The sequence below is a fragment of the Rhizobium sp. SU303 genome (genome assembly GCF_021052345.1).
Taxonomy (GTDB): domain Bacteria; phylum Pseudomonadota; class Alphaproteobacteria; order Rhizobiales; family Rhizobiaceae; genus Rhizobium; species Rhizobium laguerreae.
In genome coordinates, this window is record NZ_CP088095.1 from 2,555,156 (window position 1) to 2,573,105 (window position 17,950).

20 protein-coding genes and 1 pseudogene are annotated in these 17,950 nt (G+C 62.4%); 5 read left to right on the plus strand and 16 right to left on the minus strand.

The window, feature by feature from the left end; genetic code table 11:
* Positions 1-47: 47 nt before the first annotated feature.
* Positions 48-542 carry a GNAT family N-acetyltransferase gene (locus RlegSU303_RS12765; RefSeq protein ID WP_131628993.1) on the minus strand — a complete coding sequence of 165 codons (495 nt, stop codon included), beginning with the start codon at positions 540-542 and terminating at the stop codon, positions 48-50.
* 251 nt (positions 543-793) lie between these two features.
* On the opposite strand from RlegSU303_RS12765, the gene RlegSU303_RS12770 reads away from it, so the two are divergent.
* Positions 794-1,171 carry a VOC family protein gene (locus tag RlegSU303_RS12770; protein WP_094085740.1) on the plus strand — a complete coding sequence of 126 codons (378 nt, stop codon included), beginning with the start codon at positions 794-796 and terminating at the stop codon, positions 1,169-1,171.
* A 73-nt stretch (positions 1,172-1,244) separates the two neighbouring features.
* Here RlegSU303_RS12770 and RlegSU303_RS12775 read toward each other — a convergent pair whose 3' ends face one another.
* Both RlegSU303_RS12775 and gndA read right to left on the minus strand, forming a co-directional pair.
* Positions 1,245-2,009, minus strand: a complete 765-nt coding sequence (locus RlegSU303_RS12775) for a carbon-nitrogen hydrolase family protein (protein WP_094085739.1) — start codon at positions 2,007-2,009, stop codon at positions 1,245-1,247.
* A gap of 83 nt (positions 2,010-2,092) precedes the next feature.
* Entirely contained in the window at positions 2,093-3,544 is a 1,452-nt protein-coding gene (gndA, locus tag RlegSU303_RS12780) for an NADP-dependent phosphogluconate dehydrogenase (RefSeq protein ID WP_172426272.1), read from the minus strand.
* 210 nt (positions 3,545-3,754) lie between these two features.
* Between gndA and RlegSU303_RS12785 the strand changes: the two are divergent.
* The 3 genes and pseudogenes from RlegSU303_RS12785 (at position 3,755) to RlegSU303_RS12795 (ending at position 5,171) form a co-directional block, all read left to right on the plus strand.
* A pseudogene (locus RlegSU303_RS12785) lies at positions 3,755-4,339 on the plus strand (helix-turn-helix domain-containing protein).
* A gap of 70 nt (positions 4,340-4,409) precedes the next feature.
* Positions 4,410-4,808 carry a polyketide cyclase gene (locus tag RlegSU303_RS12790; protein ID WP_017960821.1) on the plus strand — a complete coding sequence of 133 codons (399 nt, stop codon included), beginning with the start codon at positions 4,410-4,412 and terminating at the stop codon, positions 4,806-4,808.
* Positions 4,809-5,171, plus strand: a complete 363-nt coding sequence (locus RlegSU303_RS12795) for a VOC family protein (protein WP_017960822.1) — start codon at positions 4,809-4,811, stop codon at positions 5,169-5,171.
* 19 nt (positions 5,172-5,190) lie between these two features.
* Here the strand turns inward: RlegSU303_RS12795 and RlegSU303_RS12800 are convergent, their stop codons facing one another.
* The 7 genes from RlegSU303_RS12800 to RlegSU303_RS12830 form a co-directional block, all read right to left on the minus strand.
* Positions 5,191-5,907 carry a PAS domain-containing protein gene (locus RlegSU303_RS12800; RefSeq protein WP_131718609.1) on the minus strand — a complete coding sequence of 239 codons (717 nt, stop codon included), beginning with the start codon at positions 5,905-5,907 and terminating at the stop codon, positions 5,191-5,193.
* 262 nt (positions 5,908-6,169) lie between these two features.
* Positions 6,170-7,105 (minus strand): lipid A biosynthesis lauroyl acyltransferase, encoded by a 936-nt coding sequence (locus tag RlegSU303_RS12805; protein ID WP_017960824.1) that lies wholly within the window; start codon positions 7,103-7,105, stop codon positions 6,170-6,172.
* 4 nt (positions 7,106-7,109) lie between these two features.
* Positions 7,110-8,138 (minus strand): zinc-binding dehydrogenase, encoded by a 1,029-nt coding sequence (locus RlegSU303_RS12810; protein ID WP_131718610.1) that lies wholly within the window; start codon positions 8,136-8,138, stop codon positions 7,110-7,112.
* Positions 8,139-8,194: 56 nt separating this feature from the next.
* Positions 8,195-9,481, minus strand: coding sequence for a beta-ketoacyl-ACP synthase (locus RlegSU303_RS12815; protein WP_017960826.1), 1,287 nt, complete (start codon positions 9,479-9,481; stop codon positions 8,195-8,197).
* 12 nt (positions 9,482-9,493) lie between these two features.
* Entirely contained in the window at positions 9,494-10,699 is a 1,206-nt protein-coding gene (locus RlegSU303_RS12820; RefSeq protein WP_131718611.1) for a beta-ketoacyl-ACP synthase, read from the minus strand.
* The gene (locus tag RlegSU303_RS12825; RefSeq protein ID WP_003540474.1) at positions 10,696-11,178 is read right to left on the minus strand and encodes a 3-hydroxyacyl-ACP dehydratase FabZ family protein; all 483 of its coding nucleotides are present in this window, start codon (positions 11,176-11,178) and stop codon (positions 10,696-10,698) included. The genes RlegSU303_RS12820 and RlegSU303_RS12825 overlap by 4 nt, the downstream gene beginning before the upstream one ends.
* A gap of 203 nt (positions 11,179-11,381) precedes the next feature.
* Positions 11,382-11,660, minus strand: coding sequence for an acyl carrier protein (locus RlegSU303_RS12830; RefSeq protein WP_003540486.1), 279 nt, complete (start codon positions 11,658-11,660; stop codon positions 11,382-11,384).
* A gap of 439 nt (positions 11,661-12,099) precedes the next feature.
* Here RlegSU303_RS12830 and RlegSU303_RS12835 point away from each other — a divergent pair, with 439 nt between their 5' ends.
* Positions 12,100-12,822 carry a Crp/Fnr family transcriptional regulator gene (locus tag RlegSU303_RS12835; RefSeq protein WP_017960828.1) on the plus strand — a complete coding sequence of 241 codons (723 nt, stop codon included), beginning with the start codon at positions 12,100-12,102 and terminating at the stop codon, positions 12,820-12,822.
* Positions 12,823-12,853: 31 nt separating this feature from the next.
* Here RlegSU303_RS12835 and RlegSU303_RS12840 read toward each other — a convergent pair whose 3' ends face one another.
* The 6 genes from RlegSU303_RS12840 to cobA all read right to left on the minus strand — a co-directional run bounded on the left by RlegSU303_RS12840 (position 12,854) and on the right by cobA (position 17,918).
* Complete coding sequence (locus tag RlegSU303_RS12840; protein WP_017960829.1) at positions 12,854-13,285, minus strand: L,D-transpeptidase; 432 nt, start codon at positions 13,283-13,285, stop codon at positions 12,854-12,856.
* Between the two features lie 135 nt (positions 13,286-13,420).
* Positions 13,421-13,621 (minus strand): ECs_2282 family putative zinc-binding protein, encoded by a 201-nt coding sequence (locus RlegSU303_RS12845; protein WP_003540491.1) that lies wholly within the window; start codon positions 13,619-13,621, stop codon positions 13,421-13,423.
* Between the two features lie 93 nt (positions 13,622-13,714).
* A complete protein-coding gene (cbiB, locus tag RlegSU303_RS12850) occupies positions 13,715-14,695 on the minus strand; it encodes an adenosylcobinamide-phosphate synthase CbiB (RefSeq protein ID WP_017960831.1) in 981 nt (326 codons plus the stop codon).
* A 3-nt stretch (positions 14,696-14,698) separates the two neighbouring features.
* On the minus strand, positions 14,699-15,775 hold the full coding sequence (locus tag RlegSU303_RS12855) for a threonine-phosphate decarboxylase (RefSeq protein ID WP_131628994.1): 1,077 nt from the start codon (positions 15,773-15,775) through the stop codon (positions 14,699-14,701).
* The gene (locus tag RlegSU303_RS12860) at positions 15,772-17,082 is read right to left on the minus strand and encodes a cobyrinate a,c-diamide synthase (protein ID WP_131628995.1); all 1,311 of its coding nucleotides are present in this window, start codon (positions 17,080-17,082) and stop codon (positions 15,772-15,774) included. The genes RlegSU303_RS12855 and RlegSU303_RS12860 overlap by 4 nt, the downstream gene beginning before the upstream one ends.
* A complete protein-coding gene (cobA, locus tag RlegSU303_RS12865) occupies positions 17,079-17,918 on the minus strand; it encodes a uroporphyrinogen-III C-methyltransferase (protein WP_131628996.1) in 840 nt (279 codons plus the stop codon). The genes RlegSU303_RS12860 and cobA overlap by 4 nt, the downstream gene beginning before the upstream one ends.
* Between the last annotated feature and the right edge of the window lie 32 nt (positions 17,919-17,950).

Sequence of the window (17,950 nt, forward strand, 5' to 3'; positions counted from 1 at the left end):
TTCTCTGTCAGCTTGGGTTTGGAGTTTCGGCCGTTGAACGGAATATTCTAGCTTTCAAATGCCGGAGCGAATTGCAACGTCCCGCTTGGCGGAGGTCCGCGAAAGACAATCCTTTGCACGAGCCGCGTATCGAGGTCGAGATACGTCAGTTGTCCATCGCTGCTGAAACCGACACGGCTGTAGATCTCGGGATTGCCGATCAGGGCGCATCCGCTGGCGCCCATCTCGTTCAACAAGTCGAGACCCCGTGCAATCATCGCCTTGCCGATACCCTGCCGCTGTCTCTCCGGCTTGACCGATATCGGCCCCAGTCCGAACCAGCCGTCATGCGATCCGTCGATCGTCACCGCCGAAAACGCCACATGCCCGAGAATCTCGCCATCCTGCTCAGCCACCAGCGATATCTTGAGATCGCCCGCCGCGCGAAGTCTTCGGACAATCTCCGCTTCCGTACCGTCGCTGTAGGGCATCGGCTTGAATGCGGTCGAGGTGAGATCATGGATCGTATCGATATCATCAGGCGTTTCGTATCGAATGAGCATCTCAGTCAATTCCTCAAGCGCGTTGTCGTCAGTGCTGCCCTGTACAAACAGTGTCTTATCCCATTGAAACCAAGTGTCGTAGATCCCAGAAAAAATCTCGCGGGGATTTCGCTACCCCTCTTCCGCAGAAGATTCCGAGGCTATAGACCTAAGCTCGTGGGCACCGTCCTGCTGATCGAAACATCGGAGCGTACCATCTCTGTCGGCACCGTCCGAAGGGTATTTGCGTCTTCGCAATCAGAGGTTCTGCGATGAATGATATCGCCGATCACGGTGTTCGTTTCGGACGAATTGCCGCCATGCTGCCGGTCAAGGACATGACCAAGGCCTATGATTTTTACACCAACGTTCTCGGCTTCAAGAAAACATTCGAGAACGGCAATCCTGTCGGCTTCATGATCCTGAACCGCGATCAGGGCGAGGTGCATCTCACCTTGCAGCCGAACCACAAGGCTGCGGACTTCAATGTTGCCCACCTGATGGTCGACAATGTCGATGCCCTGCACGCGGTTTGCCAGCAATACGGGCTGAGAATCATCAAGAGCCTTCAGGACAAGGACTACGGATTGCGGGCCTTCGTGTTTGAAGATCCCGATGGCAACCGCATTGACGTTGGCCAACCGATCTAACCCAGCCATGAGAAGTGGGTGGGGATACAGTCCCCATCCAACTTTCGCACATTTCCGAATTCCGCAGTGCCTGTCATTTGAGTCGAGCCCCTGCATCTTGTCCATCACAGGGAAAGTCGAAGACCAGCAAGCCGGGCTCCTCCAGCGGGAGCTGCGCCATGACCTGCCCTTGCCGGTTCAGCACCGCCGTCGGTCCCCAGGCGATGCGACCGTCGCGCTCGCCCGTTACGTCGGACGATATCAGCCACAAGCCTGTCTCGCGGCATCTTTCACCGCGAACGGCATTATGCAGCGGCTTGAATATTTCCGCCTTTTCCCGTGGCATCATGTTGTTGGACAGGCATAGAATCAGCGACGCGCCAGACGCGGCGACCTTTGCGGCTGCCTCCGGAAAATTGGTGTCGTAGCAGATGTTGATCCCGAAGCGCAGGGCACCGATCGCAAAGAGCGGACTGTCCTTTCCTGCCTCGAAAGCCCGTTCGCCGGGCAGCAGGTGGGTTTTCCGGTAGCGACCGAGGAGAGCGTCGCGCTCGACGACGACGGCGGTGTTGAACAATCGCCCATCATCGATCTCGATCAGCCCCATGACCAGCACCGGTCCCGACTTCGGCAACCGATCCAGGACCGCCGCGAACTCGGCCGATGCGAGATCGAGGGCAACCCGCCGCGCCGATGCTTCATCGGTCAGGTAGCCCTGCAGAAAACCTTCTGGAAAGACCAGCAGGGCCACGCCTTCAGCCTCAGCGAGCGCCGCGACCCTAACCGCATAATCCAAGGCCGCCCCAAGATTTTCCCGAAATTCCGGCGTCTGGGCGGCGGCTATCCGAATGCTCGTCACTTAGATCTCCGGGTTCTCGGCCGGGGCATCTCAGCAAAAGGCCCGGCACTGTGGCCGGGCCTCTCCTTGAAAATCGGTAAACCTCAGAACGTCGAGGCACCGCTGCCCCAGGGGCCGTGGTGGAAATCCTTACCATCAAGGCGGTCGAAGCCGTGGGCGCCGAAGAAGTCGCGCTGTGCCTGGATGAGGTTTGCCGTTCCCCTGCCCTGGCGATAGGCGTCGAAATAGGTCAGCGCCGAGGTCAGCGCCGGCACCGGCAGGCCGGCGGCAATCGCGCCACCGACGACACGGCGCAGCGCTGGGATCGATTCCTTGACCATGTCGGAGAAAGCCGGCGTGACGATGAGGTTTGCAGCGTCAGGCGCCTTGGTGAAGGCCGAGGTGATCTCGTCGAGGAACTGCGAGCGGATGATGCAGCCGGCGCGCCAGATCCTGGCAATCGTCGGCATCGGCAGTGACCAGTTGAACTCGCGCGACGCTTCCGCCATCACCGCGAAGCCCTGCGCATAGGCGCCGATCTTGGCGGCAAACAACGCCAGCTCCAGATCTTTGTTCAGTTCGGGGCCGTAAGCGATCGGGAAGGACACTGCCTGCGTGCCGAAGATCTTTTCGGCGGCTTCGCGCTGCGACTTCATCGAGGAGAGGCTGCGGGCGGCGACGGCGGCTTCGATCGCCGTTGCCGGAATGCCCATGTTCTGCGCCTCGATCGCCGACCACTTGCCGGTGCCTTTCTGGCCGGCCTTGTCGAGGATCATGTCGACCATCGGTCCGCCGGAAACGGGATCGGTTGCGGCAAGCACCTTCTCGGAGATCTCGATCAGGTAGGAGTTCAACCGGCCCTTGTTCCATTCGCCGAAGATGCCGGAGATTTCCGAAGCACTCTTGCCGAGGCCGTCGCGCAGGATGCCGTAGATTTCGGCGATCATCTGCATGTCGGCATATTCGATGCCGTTGTGGATGGTCTTGACGAAATGGCCGGCGCCGTCATTGCCGAGCCAGGCGACGCAGGGCTCGTCATTGTAACGGGCGGCAATCGAGGTCAGCACCTTCTCGACGCGCTTCCAGGACTCTTCGGTGCCGCCGACCATGATCGACGGGCCGTGGCGCGCACCTTCTTCGCCGCCGGAAACACCCATGCCGATGAAGGTCAGATCGGTATTCTTCAGCCGATCGAAGCGGGCGACGGTGTCGCGGAAATTGGCGTTGCCGGCATCGATCATGATGTCGCCCTTGGACAGATGCGGGCGCAGCAGCTCCATCTGCTGGTCGACGGGCTCACCCGCCTTGATCATGATGATGATCGGACGCGGCGGCCGGATCGCATCGACGAATTCCTCGATGGTCTTGCAGGGAATGATCTGCTTCTTCAAATCGCCGCCGCTTTCGTAGAATTCGTCGGTTTTCTCCGGCGTGCGGTTGAAGACCGCGATTTTATTGCCTTTCTCCGCGATGTTGAGCGCCAGGTTGGAGCCCATGACCGCAAGGCCGATCAGTCCGATTTCTGCCTTTTCCACGACAAACCTCCGATGTGTCATTTGGACCGGTGTTGTGGCACTGTCTCGGTCAAACGGCAAGTCTCACAAGGGTCTAATCGGTTCGCAAAAGCTAATGAAATGAGGCTTGCAATATCCCCGCTTGTCCGACAACCGGCCAGCTGACGCTTAATCCGAAGCCGGAAGTTTTTCGCGCGTCCCGCCCGTAATGCCCTATCTCATGTTATAATCAGTGCCTCGGGAGATATCGCATTGGCATCGGGAAAACGAAAAGAGATGGCTCTCCTGGCGGCCCGCGCCGGCCGCTACCGCGAATATGCACCGCCGCCGACGCTGCGGCGCCATTTCAGCCGCCTCTGGTCTCATGCGTTCCATAACGGACCGCCGGCAATGGTGGCGATCGTGCCGGATGGCTATTGCGATCTCCTCTGGATCGACGGCCGGCTGGTCGTCGCCGGCCCCGACAGGACGGCGGCCTTTCCCGTCATCCAGCCGGGCGCGACCGTCATAGGCGCACGTTTTGCGCCTGGCGCTGCCGCCGCCGACGGCGGCCGCCCGGCATCCGGCCTGCTCGACCGGCTCGGCATGAGCGAAAGGCAGCTGCGCCGTCGCTGCCACCATTATTTCGGCTAGGGCGCAAAGACGCTGGAACGGATCCGCCGGTTCCAGCGTTTCCTCGACCTCTGCCGCAAGTCGGGCACGATGCCGCTTGCCCGCCTTGCGCTCGAAGCGGGCTTTGCCGACCAGTCCCACATGACGCGGGAGGTCGGCGAGCTTTCGACGCTGACGCCCGCCGTCATTTTCGATCAGCTCGGCATGCGGAAAAGAGGCGACTGACCGTTTTGTTCAAGACGCTGTCGGCCGGTTTGTTATTCTGACGAAACCAAATGACAGGGACCTGCAAGCCATGACGACCATGCCCGCGAAAATCATCCACCGGTCGATCGAGCGCGATTGGCGCGACGTCTATGAATTCGCCGGCAAGCCGGAGAACATGCCGCTCTGGGCCTCCGGCCTTGCGACCGGGCTCGATCCTGATGGTGCCGACTGGATCGCCGATGGCGCTCTTGGAAAAATCAGGGTGAGCTTCGTGCCTGCCAATGAATTCGGCGTGATCGACCATACGGTGACGATCGAATCCGGCCTCAGGGTCTATAATGCCCTGCGCATCGTGCCGAACGGCGATGGCTGCGAGGTCATGTTCACGCTGCTGCGTCTGCCCGGCATGACCGACGTGCAGTTTTCCGCCGATGCCGCCCATGTCGAGAAAGATCTCGCCATGCTGAAAGCCCTGATGGAGAGATAGATGGCCGAGAAGACAGAAAACAACGACCGCCGCATCGACTATGTCGAATTCAACGTCGCCGACATCGCTGCCGCCAAAGCCTTTTACGGCTCGGCCTTCGGCTGGCGTTTCACCGATTACGGCCCCAATTATTGCGAATTCGACGACGGCCGGCTGAAGGGCGGCTTTACCGATTTCGGACCGGTGCGGACAGGCGGCGGCCCGCTGGTCGTCGTCTATGCCAATGATCTGGAAGAAGTGCTGACCTCAGTCGAAAGAGCTGGCGGCACGATCTGCCGGCCGATCACCGATTTTCCCGGCGGCCGTCGCTTCCACTTCCTCGACCGCGATGGTTATGAGCTCGCCGTCTGGGCGACTGCTTAAGGCTACCCAAGCCTATTGATCAGGCAGCCTGCGACAGCCGATCGAGATCTTCCATGACGAGCAGGGCGCCGATCACCGTGCCGCCCGCATCGCGCAGCGGCGACATGCGACAGCGCACCTGCCGCGACCCGCCGCTGCCGTCCGAGCGCTCATAGGTATAGTCGATCTGGTCGCCGGCAAAACAGGCGTCGAGCTTGGGCTTGGCGCATTCGGCAAACCGCTCCTCGCCGATGAATTCGGAAAGGTGGCGGCCGATGAGTTCCATCGGCTTCCTGTTGAGATGGGCGCTGTTGGCTGGATTGGAATAGAGGTAGCGATAGTCCCTTGTCAGCACCGCCACGCGATCCGGCAGGCTTTCGAGGATCACCGCGTTGAGGAACTGGCCATTGTCGGTATCCGGCACATAGGCCGGCGGCGGTTCGATGCGCACATCCTGCGGCGACGGCACGCGCCAGTCCGGCCCATGCGCCCCGAAATAGCGGTCGAGCAGATAGGAAAGCACTGACGTGTGCTCCGTGACGCTGGCGCTGTCGTCGGCATCCTGGCTGATCAGGTGGCTCACAAACTGCAGCTGCATGTAGACTTCGAGTAGATTGGCTGCCCGGCAGGCGAGGATTGCCTCGACCAGCGGCTCGACATGACGGTCGAGCGCCGTGACGCGCTGGTCGTCGCCCAGGCGTATGGCTTCCTCGATTTGCACGCAACGCAAGGAAAAAGCTCGAAAAAGCTCCAGCAAGACGCCTCCCACTCCCATTGTCCCAAGAGACGAGTCCGAAACCTCACATGGCTGCACTTCCCAAAAATGCGCCTTCCGGTAGACATTATTCGCGTCTTGGTGGTGACGGGTAACATGAAGTGCCCTCAGTTTCAATCCGGGAGCACCTGCCGCTTTTCACCGCTGATAAATGGGGGTGGACCTTTTTTAGAGTATGATGCCGAAAAGTGTGAGCGGTTTTCGGGCGACATCATGCTCCGCTATTCGTTTGGAGCATCCTATTCTAAGGCGCGAGCGTCTGCTTGATCTGCCAGCGGTCGTGATACCAGAGCCACTGCTCCGGATATTCCCGTACCCAGCTTTCCACCTTGTCGTTGAGCAGCTGGGAGGCGGCAGGCAGATCGAGATTGCCCTTGGCGTCGCGCGGCATGTCCAGCCGCGGCTCGATTTCCAGCCGGTAGCGATTTCCCGGCAGCCGGATGCAGCGGGCCGGATAGACTTCGCAGTCGAACTGGCGCACCAGCTTCGGCAGCAGCGGATTGGTCTTGACATCGCGCCCGAAGAAGGTGCCCTTCAGCCCCTTGCGGAATTTCTGGTCGACCAGCACGCCCACCCCCTGGCCTGCTTCCAGCTGACGGGCGAGCGCGAAGGACGAGCCTGCATGCGAGGGCACCAGCTTGCCCATGCGGGCGCTTCGGAAGTCGAACACCTTCTTGGCGACATAAGGATTATTCGGCGGCCGAAAGAGCACGGTGACGTTGAGCCCGAAGGCGGCACCCGCCACCGGCAGCAGCTCGAAATTGGCGGTATGGCCGGTAAAGACGATGAAGGGGCGCGGATTGTCGCGCAGGTCGAGGAAGATCGGGACGCCCGACACTTCCACCCTGCCCGGCTCCGACTTTTCGGGATCATAGTCGAACAGCTGGTCGAGAAAGACGTATTCCGCAGCAAGCCGGCCCATATTGCCCCAGCTGGCGAGCGCGATCTCCTCGATCTCGGCCTCGCTCTTCTCAGGGAAGGCATTGCGCAGATTGGTCAGCATCAGTCTGTGGCGGCTGGTCAGCCGGCCGAGCCGGCGCATCATCCTGTCGGCGAAGCGGATGGCGCCGTCGGCCGGAAACAGCTTCAGGAAATTCAGGAAGCCGAACATCACCTGAGCCACCAGCCATTGCTGGAAATTCCTCAGCGCCAGAACGATCCGGGTGATGAACAGCTTCACGCGGTCAATCCATCTTCAGGATGATCTTGCCGAAGATCTGGCGCGATTCCATCCGCTCCAGCGCCCGGTCGATATCGCTGAAGCTGACCTCGGTATCGATGACGGGATGGACGAGCCCGCGGCCCATCTTCTGCATCGCATCCGCCATGTTCTCCATGCGACACCCGAAGGAGCCGAAGAGCTTCAGCTGCTGCTGGAACAGCATCATCAGGTTCATCTCTGTCGAAACACCCGAGGTCGAGCCGCAGGTGACGAGCCGCCCGCCGCGCTTCATGCAGAGCATCGAGCCTGCCCAGGTGTCCTTGCCGACATGTTCGAAGACGACGTCGACGCCCCTCTTCTTGGTGAGCTTGCGCACCACGCCTTCGAAACGGTCGGTGCGGTAGTTGATGACGTGATCGGCGCCGAGTGCCTTGGCCTTTTCGATCTTGTCGTCCGAACCGACCGTGGTGATGACGGTGCAGCCGATCTTCTTGGCGAGCTGGATCGCCGCCGTGCCGATGCCGGAGCCGCCGGCATGGACAAGGATCGTCTCGCCCGGCTCAAGCTTGGCATTGTCGAACAGCATGTGCTCGACCGTGCCGAAGGTGACAGGAGCAAGCGCCGCGCCGATCGCGTCGACGCCGGGTGGGGCCGGCACCAGCAGGCGCGCCGGCAGATTGACCTTCTCCTGTGCGAAGCCGTCGAGATGGAAGCCGTGCACGCCGGAGACATGTTCGCAGAGATTGTCGCGGCCTTCGCGGCAGGGGCGGCAGAGGCCGCAGGTGCGCGCGCCGTAGATGGAGACGAGCTGGCCCGGCAGCACGTTGGCGACGCCCGGCCCGATCGCCTCGACGACGCCAGAAGCTTCCGCACCGATGACCAGCGGCATCTTGCGCTTGGCGAATGCCATGCCGCGCCAGCCCCAGACGTCGATATGGTTGAGCGCCACCGCCTTGACGCGCAGCGTCACCTCGCCGGCACCAGGAGCGTCCGGTTGCGGCAGGTCGGTGATCTCAAGCTTGCGGTCGTCGATCAGTTGCAAAGCGCGCATGGCAAAATCCCTCGCCTTCAAGACGGTCTTCTTGTTTTGAAATTGTCGCGAACCGCTTAAGCCGGTTCGAGCGCCATGACAAGGCTGGCATTCTGCCCGCCGAAGCCGAACGAGTTGGAAAGCACGGCCGAAACCTGTGCTGCCCGCTTCTTGTTCGGCACGACATCGAGAACGATCGACGGATCGGGGTTGTTGTAGTTGATGGTCGGCGGCAAAGTGCCGGTCAACATCGTCTGCAACGAGAACACCGCCTCGACGGCGCCCGCCGCCGTCAGCGTATGGCCGATCATCGACTTGTTCGACGAAACCGGAATGCCGACGAGCCGCTCGCCGAACACGGCCGACATCGCGCCATACTCCATCTTGTCGTTCTCCGGCGTCGAGGTGCCGTGCGCATTGATGTAGCCGATGCCGCTCTCGTCGATGCCGGCATCGGCAAGGGCCGCGCGGATCGTCGCAATTGCCGGGCCGCCATCGGGCGACGACCGGGTGCGGTGGAAGCTATCGGCCTTGTCGCCGGCGCCCTTCATGATGCCGAGCACCTTGGCGCCGCGGGCAACCGCTGATTCCAGCGATTCCAGCACCAGCGTCGCCGCACCCTCAGCGATGACGAAGCCGTCACGATCCTTGCTGAACGGCTTGGAAGCCTTGGTCGGCGGATCGTTCTGTGTCGAAAGGGCTGACAGCAACGAGAAGCGGATCAACGCTTCGGCACTCAGCGATCCGTCGGTCGCAACCGTCAGCGCGCGATCCGTACGGCCTTGGCGGATCGCCTCGATGCCGAGCTGGATCGCCGTGACGCCGGAGGCGCAGGCGGTCGACAGCGTAACGGGAAGGCCGCGGGTGCCGAACCGGTCGGCAAGGCGTTCGGAAATCGCGCCGAACAGGGCGGCCTCATGGAAGGCCGGATCCGGACGCTGGCGCAGCGCCGTCAGGAAGCGCTCATAAGCATCCCCTGGATGGTCGGAAGCCGGCGAACGGTCCGCAAGCTCGAAACGCGCGCTCCACTCCGGCTCGATCGGCGGGGCGGCGAGAAACAGCGGGCCGTTGAAATCGCCGGAAAGGCCGGCATCGGCAAGCGCCTCGATCGTCGTTTCGCGGGCGAAGGCATAGGAGCGCTCGACGGCGTTCGGCACCGGGATGCCGATAAAATCGACGGTGCCGGCGATCCGCGTCGACAGGCCCTCGGTCGGAAAGCGGTTGATCTCATGGATGCCCGACGTGCCTGACGAAAGCGCTGCCCAGTTATCGCTGAGGCCCTGACCGAGCGAGGTGATGATGCCCATGCCGGTAACAGCCACGATCGGACGGCCGAGGTGATCTCTATAAGCGGAAGCTGTCATATCTCTCACTCCTCACGCATCTGCGGAAAGAACGGCAACGCCCTCGCCGCGCTGGTGTCCGACCGTGGTCACGACGGCGGCCGCGGCCCCTGCCCGCATCGGCGCCTCATGGGCGGCATCGAAGGGCGGAACCTTGGCCTTGCCGTCGACGGCAAGGGCTGCAAGCGCCAGACCCAGCGTGAACTGCGTCTCGATCGTATGGCCGGTGACGCCGCCGAAGCCGCGGATCGCAACGTCGGGCAATTGATGTTCGAGCACGGCCCGCTCGCGGGCGGCAAGATCGTGCATGCCGGTCGATCCGGAAAAGATCGCCGTGCTCTCAGTGGCAAGCCCGGCAGCCGGTGCCAAAAGCCGCTCCAGCCGAACTTCGAGATTGCCGGAATTGCGGTTGCCGCGGTCGCCCTCGACCGCGTCGATGACAGCATAGATATGGGCGCCGCGGGCTTCAGCATGTTTGCGCGATTCGAGCACCAGGAAGGCGCCTGCCGAACCAGTGATCATGCCGCCGCCGTCGCTCGGCTTGCGCGACCAGAGCGGCACCCAGTCGCCGCGCGCATGGGCGCCGATCGCCTCGGTGAGCAGGATCATATCAGGCCGCTCAGCCGCGAAGGCGCCTCCAACAAGTGCATGCGAGGATTCGCCTGATTTGATGCGGTAGAAGGCGGTCTCGACGGCGGAAATGCCGGCCGCTTCCTCGCCCATGAAGGTGCGCGAAGAGCCGGTGACCTTGTGCACGATCGAGATATTGCCGGCGAGCAGATTGGAAAGCTGGGCGAGGAACAGTGTCGGCCTCAGCTCGGTCGTCAGCTTCTCGTTGAGCAGCAACTCGCGCTCATTGCGCTTCAGCGCTTCGTCGACGATCAGTGTGTCAACATTGATGTCGCGTTCGCCGCCGCCGGCCGCCACGATCATGTCCATCGTGCCGCAGGCTTCGATATCATCCTTGAAACCGGCGTCATCGAGCGCAAGGCCGGCGGCGAAGACGCCGATGCGCTGCCAGTTCTCCATCTGGCGCTGATCGCCGCGCTTGGCGATCTGCTGCGACCAGTCGATCTCGGGCAGCGGATGCACCGGATAGGGCTTGAACTTCTCGGTCTCGATGATCGCCTTCGGGGTGCTCGCGGCCGAAAGCAGCGCGATATGCGCGTCCTTGCCGACGCCCTGACAGGTGACGATGCCGATGCCCGAGATGACGACGTCGTTTGCAGCCTTGCTCATCCAATCACTCCCTGCGCCGCGATCGCTTCGAGAAGCCCGATCTCGCCGGCACGTTTCTTCACGATATCGCCGAGCGGCACCTCGGAAAACGGCATGGTGCGCAGTTTCAGCTGCGCATCGCAGACCTTCTTGCCGCCGCTGGTGATTTTAGCCTTGGTGACCGCGAAACCCGAACCGTCATGCTCCAGCACCGCCTCGATGTCGAGCACGGCTTCCGGTTCGACGAAGGTGCGCATCTTGGCGCCGTCGACCGTCATCAGGAAGGGCATGGCGGCAAAATTGGTGACGGCAAGCACCAGCATGCCGGAGGCCTGGGCCATGGTCTCGATCAGGAGCACGCCGGGAACGAGCGGCATGCCGGGAAAATGACCCTCGAAGACGGGGCTCTTGGCCGGCACGACGGATCGCGCCTTAAGCGTACCCTTCTTCAGGTCGACCGCTTCGACGCGGTCAATCATCTGGAAATATTCCAGCAGCATTCGGATCCTCCGGCCCGACAGGCCAGATCCGCCCGCCGGTGACGCCTAAAGCGCGTCTGGTTCGCACTTTAGGTCTTTGTTTTATGCATGCCGTTATCCCAAAACCGCTGCGCACTTTTGGGCGGCATGCACTAATTAGGAACGAAACCGCCCGGCCGCCATATTCAGGGCGGCAGGGCGTTCAAAAAAGACTGTTATATCGCTCAGGCCTTGGCTGCTTTGAGCTCGTCGATCTTGGCGCAGAGGTTCTTCAGCACGAAGTATTCTTCGGTGGAAACCTTGCCTTCGTTGACTTCCTGCGTCCACTTTTCGAGCGGGATCTTGATGCCGAATTCCTTGTCGATCGCAAAGACGATGTCGAGGAAATCGAGGCTGTCGATACCGAGGTCGTCGATCGTATGGCTCTCCGGCGTGATCGTCGCGCGGTCGATCTCGCTGGTTTCTGCAATAATGTCGGCAACTTTATCGAATGTAGCGGTCACGCGCTGTACCTCATGAAATGACGATTTAAATCCCCTCATAGGCAAATCCATTTCAAAAGCCAATGCTTTCGTCCCGGCGTTGCGGCAATTTGGCAGCTGGGTGTTGCCTAAACAGCAATGGAATGCCGGCCTTTGCCGTCGCGCAAGGCGCGAGGCGATGCCACTTTAGAAAGCCAGCCCTGTCGGCGGGGCGAAGAAGCCATCCGAATCAAACCCGCGGACGGCCTCGTGTCGACGCTGGATTCCAACAACAGCCATGGCACGCAAACTTTGATCTGGATCAAATCGCGGTCCCGGCGAAATTGATAATCATCAAGCCGCGCTGGAAGAAATCGGGATAGCCGAACCCGCAATCGCGGCGTAATCGTCTAGGGTATGCCCAGCATGCCCGGCATGCGCAGCGACACCCGGCACACGCGGATTTCGAAGGGATCAGGACATGGACGTCGCACGCAGTGAGGTTTCCGACGCCGGCACTCTCGTCGCCTGCCGTTCCTGCCAGGCGCGGCACGGTGTGGTCTGCGGCGCGCTGTCGAGCAGCCAGCTCCGCGAACTCGGCCGCCACTCGCTGCGCCGCAAGGTCGATGCCGGCAGCGAGATCATCGCTCAAGGCGCGGAAAGTTCTTTCTATTCGAACATCATGCGCGGGGTGGTGAAACTCTGCAAGGTAATGCCGGACGGGCGCCAGCAGATCGTCGGCCTGCAATTCGCCCCCGATTTCGTCGGCAGGCCCTTCGTGCGCGAAAGCACGCTGTCGGCCGAGGCTGCGACCGATTCCGAAATCTGCGTCTTCCCGCGCAACCTGCTCGACCGCATGATATCGGAGACGCCGGAACTGCAGCGCAGCCTGCACGATCAGGCGCTGAAGGAGCTGGATGCCGCGCGCGAATGGATGCTGACGCTCGGCCGACGCACCGCCGAGGAGAAGGTCGCAAGCCTGCTCCACCTCATCGCCACCCACGCCGAACCGCAAACGGCCACAAGCACCGCCTTCGACCTGCCGCTATCCCGCGCCGAGATCGCCGATTTCCTCGGATTGACGATCGAAACCGTCAGCCGCCAGATGACCAGGCTGCGCAAGAGCGGCGTCATTCGCATCGAGAATTTCCGACATATCATCGTCCCCGACATGGATGAACTGGAGCGGATGATCAGCGCGTAAGAGGGATCAGCGCGGCGCATAAGCCGTTGGGTTAGCGCGTAATGACCACGCGGGTATTGGCAAGGCCGGCCTGCCGCGTCAGCGAGAAGAATTGGGCGGCATTGTCGGGGTGCAGGCGAACGCAACCATGCGAGGCCGGCCGACCCAAGCGTTTCAGGTCGAAGGTGGCGTGAACGGCGTAACCGCCGTTGAAGAATACGGCGAAGGGCATCGGCGCATTGTCGTATTTGCGCGAGCGATGATCGCGTGACAGCCACTTGGCGCTCCACGAACCGGTCGGCGTGACATAGCCGTTGCGCGCGGTCGAAACCTTCCAGCGATACTTGACGAAGCCGTTCTCGGAAACAGTCATCGTCTGCTTGCCGATGCTGATATTGGCGACCAGCGTTGCTGCCTGAGCGGCAACGGGAGAAAACTGCAGCAATAAACTTGCGGCCGCAGCCGCCAAAATCGTCTTCATCATAACCCCTCTTCAACTCGCGCAGCTTAATTGCGCCCTCACGAAAGAGAGACTACGGCAATACTTATTAGATTGCTTTAATCCGAATGGTAATCACAATTTTAACGGCGCATGGCAGCAAGCGGATGCGCCGCAGGCTTATTGAAGCTTGCGCTTCGCCCCAGCCTGATTGAGCCCTTGGTAGGCCTTGTTCATCTTCTCGCGGATCGAGGCCATGGTGCCGAGATTATGGCCGCAGGCGGCACAGGTGATGATGTCGGTCTCCCGGATCTCGGGACGCTCGAACTTCATCTTGGTGCTCTTGCACTTCGGGCACGGTAATTCAACCTGAACTGTCATCGCTTTGCTTCCGGTCTGGTGGAGGTAGGAGGCGTTTCGCATAAACGTTTGAGTGGGAGCTGTCTACCGAGGCGTGGTCGTACCCTGCCGCCTCTACAGAAAACACAAGAAAAGCCCGAACGTCACACCGGCGAGCACCATGCAGCTGGCGTAGAACACCGATACGCCGTCCTCGATGTCGCCTGAGGTCGCCACGTCGCGGCCGGTGTCGTTGATCATCGGTTCACGCACGATGACGCCGCCATAGATGCGCGGCCCGGCGAGCTGGACGTTCAGCGCACCCGCCATTGCCGCCTCCGGCCGGCCGGAATTCGGCGAGCGGTGCAAGGCCCCGTCGCGCATTGCCACGCGGATCGCCTCACGACCGGCGCTTGTTCCCCGCCGGATCCAGGCGCCGGCGGCAATCAGCAGGATGGAGAGGCGGGCGGCCGGCCAGTTGGCGATATCGTCGAGCCGGGCGGCCGCCCAGCCGAAATCGATGTATTTTTCCGACTTGTGGCCGATCATCGAATCCGCCGTGTTCAGCATCTTGTAGGCGAAGAGCCCTGGCAGGCCGAAGGCGGCATACCAGAGAGCCGGCGCCACGACGCCGTCGGAGAAATTCTCGGCAAGGCTTTCGATCGCCGCGCGGCAGACGGCTGGCTCATCCAGCGTCTCGGGATCGCGTCCGACGATGCGGGAAACGGCGGTCCGCCCGCCGGCAAGCCCCTCGTCGCGTAAGGCGACGGCGACGGCCGCGACGTGATCGGCAAGGCTTTTCTGCGCCAGGAAGATCGCCACCAGCCCGGTCTCCAGCAAGATGCCGGCAAGGCCGAACAGCGCGAAGAACCGGTTGAACACGAAGCCTGCGGCTATCGCCACCAGAAGCAGCGCCAGGATGGCGGCGATACCGTTCATTCGGCGTTGCGAGCCGGTGAGACTTGCCGGGTTGAGCTGCCGGTCGGCATAGGAGATCGCGGCGCCGAACATGACGACGGGATGCGGCATCCGCGACCACAACCATTGCGGATCGCCGGCGATCCGGTCGAGCAGCAGCGCCAGAAGCAGTACGAGAAGGTTTTCGTCGATCGTCATCGCTTAAATTCTCTGAAGGGCTTCGCCAAGCCGCCTGTCGGCCGCCGGATCGGGCGTCAGCCCGAAACGCAGCCAATCCGGCGCATAGTCAAACTTGCGGACGAGAATATGATGGCGGCAGAGATGCGTGTAAATGTCGCCGGCCCTCGCATCGGCGACAAGGGTGAAGAGCGCCGTCCCTCCGGAGATTTGCAAGCCGGCGCCCTTCAGCACCGCATGCAGGCCGGCGTTGCGCTCATCGATGCGGCCGCGGATCGGAGAGACATCCGAGCGCAGCAGCGAACCTGCAATCGAAAGAGCAGGGCCGGAGACTGCCCAGGGACCGAGCCAGTCCTCGAAACGCTCGAGAATATCATCCCGCGCAATGGCAAAACCGAGCCGCAGGCCTGCAAGTCCGAAGAACTTGCCGAAAGAGCGGAAGATGATGAGGTTCGGAAGCTGCGGCGCCCGGAATGCGAGGCTGAGCGCCGGATCGGTATCACCGAAGGCCTCGTCGACGACAAGAAACCCGTTTGCCGATTTCATCTTATCGTGCAGGGCAATCAGCGTTTCGGTCGGCCATATCAACCCATCGGGGTTGTTCGGATTGACGACGACAGCCAGCCGATGTCCGGCTCCGATCGCGGCAATATCGTCGATCGCATCGACGGCAAAACCGGCCGAGGCGAAGGCGCGCGCATACTCGCCATAGGTCGGCGATACCACGGCAACCTTGTTGTCCGTCACGGCGATCCTATCGTCCGTCACGGCAACCCTGTTGTCCGTCACAGCGACCCTGTTGTCCGTGACGCCAACCAGCCTACCCTCGACCAGACGCGGCAGAAGCTGAATAACCGATTGCGTGCCGGGCACGGGGAGCGGCAGGATCTCGCCGCTGCCATAGTGATCGCGCGCCGCACGCCTCGCCTCGTCGACGAGGTGCCTGTCCGGCAGGCGGTGCCAGGCTCTTGCCGGAATATCCGGCAGAGCGACGGGGCACGGATTGATGCCCGTGGAAAGATCGAGCCAGTCGTCCGGCCTGCCGCCGAAGGTAGCGGCAGCCGCGGTGATGCCGCCACCATGGACGATCGGTGCGCTCATGCAGCCGTTGCTCCGGCTAGATCGATCAGATGCATGTAGGACCCCGCCACCTGCCCGCACCGGAGCCCGGCTGCACCCAGATCGGTCCCGAGCGCATCCTGCACCTGGAAAAGCCGTTTGCCCTCGCCCTCGGAGACGACGCTGGAATAGTGGAATTCATGGGCCGTCATCATCCGCGCGAAGAAGGCGCCGTCGAGCGGCACGACACGGCGATAGCCGAGATGGCGCTTTCGCTCGGCATAGCTGGTAACGACGGGCAGCAGGCCGAGCATCTGATGGCGCTTGCCCCCCGCATCGATCAGCCCGTCGCCGAGCACCATGTAGCCGCCGCACTCGCCGTAAATCCTGGCGCCGCGCGCCGTCGCGTCGAGCATGCCGGCGCGGAAATTCTGCGCCTCTGCGAGCCGTCCGGCGTGCAGCTCAGGATAACCGCCAGGCAGATAGATCGCATCGGCATCGGTAGCTGGTGCCTCGTCGGCAAGCGGAGAGAAGAAGGAGATCGCAGCACCCCGGCGGCGCCAGCCGAGCAACATATGCTCGTAGCAAAAGGCAAAGGCGACATCGCGCGCCACGGCGATGCGTGCGCCCAGCGGCGGCAACCGGTCGATATTGGCGGCCGACGGCCGGTTGAGCCCTTGCTTTGCAATGCGTAGCAGAAATTCGAAATTGCATTCCTCGGAGACGGCATCCGCCGCATGGTCGATGAAACCGTCGAGGGTCGCATGTTCGCCGGCCTGAACCAGCCCGAGATGGCGCTCCGGCAAAGAAAGCGCCTTGTCGCTGCCGATCACGGCGATGACGGGCATGCGGATAGCCTCCAGCGCCTGTCGCAGCATCGCTTCGTGCCGGTCGCTGCCGACCTTGTTGAGGATAACGCCGGCAACCCGGACATCGGCGCGGAAGCCGGCAAAACCGGAAACCAGCGGCGCCACCGACTGCGACATGCGCGAGGCGTCGACGACGAGCACCACGGAAAGCCCCAGCTGGGCGGCGAGATCGGCCGCCGTTCCCTTTCCGTCGGCCGCGCCGTCGAAAAGCCCCATCATTGCCTCGATGACGAGGATGCGGTCGCCGGAACGGTGAAGGGCGGCATTGGCCGAGATCAGCTCCGGGCGCATCGCCCAGGGATCGAAATTCAGGCAAAGCGTGCCGCTCGCGGCCGCATGAAAGGCAGGATCGATATAGTCGGGGCCGGCCTTGCCGGGCGCGACCGCTATGCCGCGCCGGCGAAGCGCTCGGAGCAGCCCGAGCGTCACCGTCGTCTTGCCGGCGCCGGAGGAAGGTGCTGCGATCAGGAGGCCGCTCATGCCGTCACCTTGCCGGAACGGCGGAATGGATCGGGTTGCAGCCGCCGTCCGCCGAGGGCGCCGAGCCAATCGAGCGAGGCCCTGAGCCGCACCACCTCGCCAACGACGACCACCGCCGGCGGCTCCAGACCGGAGGCAGCAACGGCCTCGATCGCCTCTCCAAGCGTCGTCTCCAGCACCTGCTGCCGGCCGGTGGCGGCATTGCAGACGAAGGCGACGGGCTCGGACGGCAGCCGGCCTGCGGCGATCAGGCGGGCGCTGATCTCGGCGATATGCTTCACCGCCATGTACATGACGATGACGGGCGAGCCTCGGCCGATCGCCTCCCAGTTGATTCTGTCGGGCACGATGCCCGAGGAATCATGGCCGGTGAGGAAGGTCACGGCATGGTTGATGTCGCGATGCGTCACCGGAATGCCGGCATAGGCGAGCCCACCGATACCGGCGGTGATGCCGGGCACGATGCGGAAGGGGATATTGTGTTCGACTAGCGTCAACGCCTCCTCACCGCCGCGCCCGAACACGAAGGGATCACCGCCCTTCAGCCGCAGCACCCGCTTGCCGGCGCGCGCAAGCTCCACCAGCCGCAACGAAATGTCGCGCTGTTTCGCCGAAGGCTTGCCGCCGCGCTTGCCGGCATATTCCACCAGCGTTTCCGGCCGCGCCAGCGCCAGGCATTCCTCGTTGACCAACGCGTCGTGGACGATAACGTCGGCCTCGGAAAGCCCCTTGGCGGCGAGCAGCGTCAAAAGCCCGGGATCGCCGGGACCGGCGCCGACGAGCCAGACGCTGCCCGGCTCAAGCACCGGAAGATGGGAGAATGCGGCATCGATCATCCCGCTGATCTAGGCCCCGTAAGGGGTAAGGT

Excerpts from the sequence above, each read along its gene's own strand:
- RlegSU303_RS12765 (WP_131628993.1), bottom strand. The coding sequence starts at position 542 with ATGCTCATTCGATACGAAACGCCTGATGATATCGATACGATCCATGAT.
- RlegSU303_RS12770 (WP_094085740.1), top strand. The coding sequence starts at position 794 with ATGAATGATATCGCCGATCACGGTGTTCGTTTCGGACGAATTGCCGCC.
- gndA (WP_172426272.1), bottom strand. The coding sequence starts at position 3,544 with ATGACACATCGGAGGTTTGTCGTGGAAAAGGCAGAAATCGGACTGATC.
- RlegSU303_RS12790 (WP_017960821.1), top strand. The coding sequence starts at position 4,410 with ATGACGACCATGCCCGCGAAAATCATCCACCGGTCGATCGAGCGCGAT.
- RlegSU303_RS12795 (WP_017960822.1), top strand. The coding sequence starts at position 4,809 with ATGGCCGAGAAGACAGAAAACAACGACCGCCGCATCGACTATGTCGAA.
- RlegSU303_RS12810 (WP_131718610.1), bottom strand. The coding sequence starts at position 8,138 with ATGCGCGCTTTGCAACTGATCGACGACCGCAAGCTTGAGATCACCGAC.
- RlegSU303_RS12815 (WP_017960826.1), bottom strand. The coding sequence starts at position 9,481 with ATGACAGCTTCCGCTTATAGAGATCACCTCGGCCGTCCGATCGTGGCT.
- RlegSU303_RS12820 (WP_131718611.1), bottom strand. The coding sequence starts at position 10,699 with ATGAGCAAGGCTGCAAACGACGTCGTCATCTCGGGCATCGGCATCGTC.
- RlegSU303_RS12825 (WP_003540474.1), bottom strand. The coding sequence starts at position 11,178 with ATGCTGCTGGAATATTTCCAGATGATTGACCGCGTCGAAGCGGTCGAC.
- RlegSU303_RS12835 (WP_017960828.1), top strand. The coding sequence starts at position 12,100 with ATGGACGTCGCACGCAGTGAGGTTTCCGACGCCGGCACTCTCGTCGCC.
- RlegSU303_RS12840 (WP_017960829.1), bottom strand. The coding sequence starts at position 13,285 with ATGATGAAGACGATTTTGGCGGCTGCGGCCGCAAGTTTATTGCTGCAG.
- RlegSU303_RS12845 (WP_003540491.1), bottom strand. The coding sequence starts at position 13,621 with ATGACAGTTCAGGTTGAATTACCGTGCCCGAAGTGCAAGAGCACCAAG.
- cbiB (WP_017960831.1), bottom strand. The coding sequence starts at position 14,695 with ATGACGATCGACGAAAACCTTCTCGTACTGCTTCTGGCGCTGCTGCTC.
- RlegSU303_RS12855 (WP_131628994.1), bottom strand. The coding sequence starts at position 15,775 with ATGAGCGCACCGATCGTCCATGGTGGCGGCATCACCGCGGCTGCCGCT.
- RlegSU303_RS12860 (WP_131628995.1), bottom strand. The coding sequence starts at position 17,082 with ATGAGCGGCCTCCTGATCGCAGCACCTTCCTCCGGCGCCGGCAAGACG.
- cobA (WP_131628996.1), bottom strand. The coding sequence starts at position 17,918 with ATGATCGATGCCGCATTCTCCCATCTTCCGGTGCTTGAGCCGGGCAGC.